The 1,217-nt window shown below is 55.8% G+C and carries 1 protein-coding gene; it reads right to left on the bottom strand.

Going from position 1 to position 1,217, the window contains the following annotated elements; translation table 11 throughout:
• Positions 1–34 precede the first annotated feature (34 nt).
• A protein-coding gene (locus tag ACR0DG_RS21425) for an IS3 family transposase (protein ID WP_480707335.1) occupies positions 35–1,161 on the bottom strand; the annotation gives its coding sequence in 2 pieces (ribosomal slippage) (positions 35–900 and positions 900–1,161; 1,128 coding nt in all).
• Positions 1,162–1,217 lie beyond the last annotated feature (56 nt).

The raw sequence follows: 1,217 nt of genomic DNA, 5'->3' as shown, positions 1-1,217 counted from the left end.
TGAGCAGCCTCATCTGACTGGTCCAAATTGATTGTTAGTGCATCGTCGGCCTGTAGTCCATTGGGATGATGGTTTCAGGCGCTGGCGGGCGATAGCCCAGTGCACTGTGGGGGCGTTTTGTGTTGTAGTGTCTCCTCCATTGTTCGATCAGAATTTGAGCTTCGGGCAAGCTGTAGAAGATCTCGCCGTTGAGCAGTTCATCCCTCATTCTCCCGTTGAAGCTTTCGCAATATCCGTTCTCCCATGGGCTGCCCGGTTCGATGTAAGCCGTCTTGGCGCCGACGGCAGCAATCCAGTCTCGGACAGCCTGGGCGACAAATTCCGGCCCATTGTCAGAACGTATGAAACTGGGCGCGCCGCGAAGTATGAACAGGTCTGTCAGAACGTCGATTACATCGGTCGAGTTCAGTTTCCGCTCGACTCTGATTGCCAAGCATTCCCGGCTGTACTCATCAAGGACGTTCAGTGTCCGGAAGGCTTTGCCATCATCGGTTCGGCAATGGACGAAGTCATAGCTCCAAACGTGATTGCGATGCTCTGGCCGAAGCCGGACACATGATCCGTCATTCAGCCAGAGCCGCCCTTTCTTCGGTTGTTTTAAGGGCACTTTCAGCCCCTCTCGTCGCCAAAGCCGTTCAACCCGCCCGTCACTGACAGACCATCCAGCCTCTCTCAGCAGCACAGAGATCCTGCGATAGCCATATCGGCCATACTGTCGGGCCAGCTCGATCATGTCGGCCACCAACCTGTCCTCGTCCGCGCGACCTTGTGGGACGTGCCGTTGAGTGGACCGGTGTTGTCCCAGCACGCGGCAGGCGCGGCGCTCAGATACATTGAGCTGGCTGCGGACATGATCGATGCAGGCACGACGACGAGCGGGGCTCAGTAGTTTCCCTTTGTGGCTTCCGTCAGGATCAGTTTGTCCAGCGTCAGATCTGAGACTGCGCGCCTCAGCCGCTCGTTCTCTTTCTGAAGTCGCTTCAGTTCTTTCAACTGATCCACACCCATTCCACCGTACTTCTTGCGCCAGCGGTAATAGGTTTGTTCAACAACGCCGATCTGTCTGATCGCATCAAGACGGGACATGCCTTGCCCCATCAGAACTTCAACCTGCCGTAACTTCGAGACAATCTCTTCGGGCTTCGGTCTCTTGTTTGCCATTCGTCGTCCTCCGTTTCCTTAACATAACGGTGGACCAGTTCACTGGGGGAGGCTCA

It is taken from the genome of Ruegeria sp. BG8, assembly GCF_056538325.1.
Note: the sequence above shows the minus strand (reverse complement) of the source record. Positions and strands in the feature narration are given on the sequence as shown.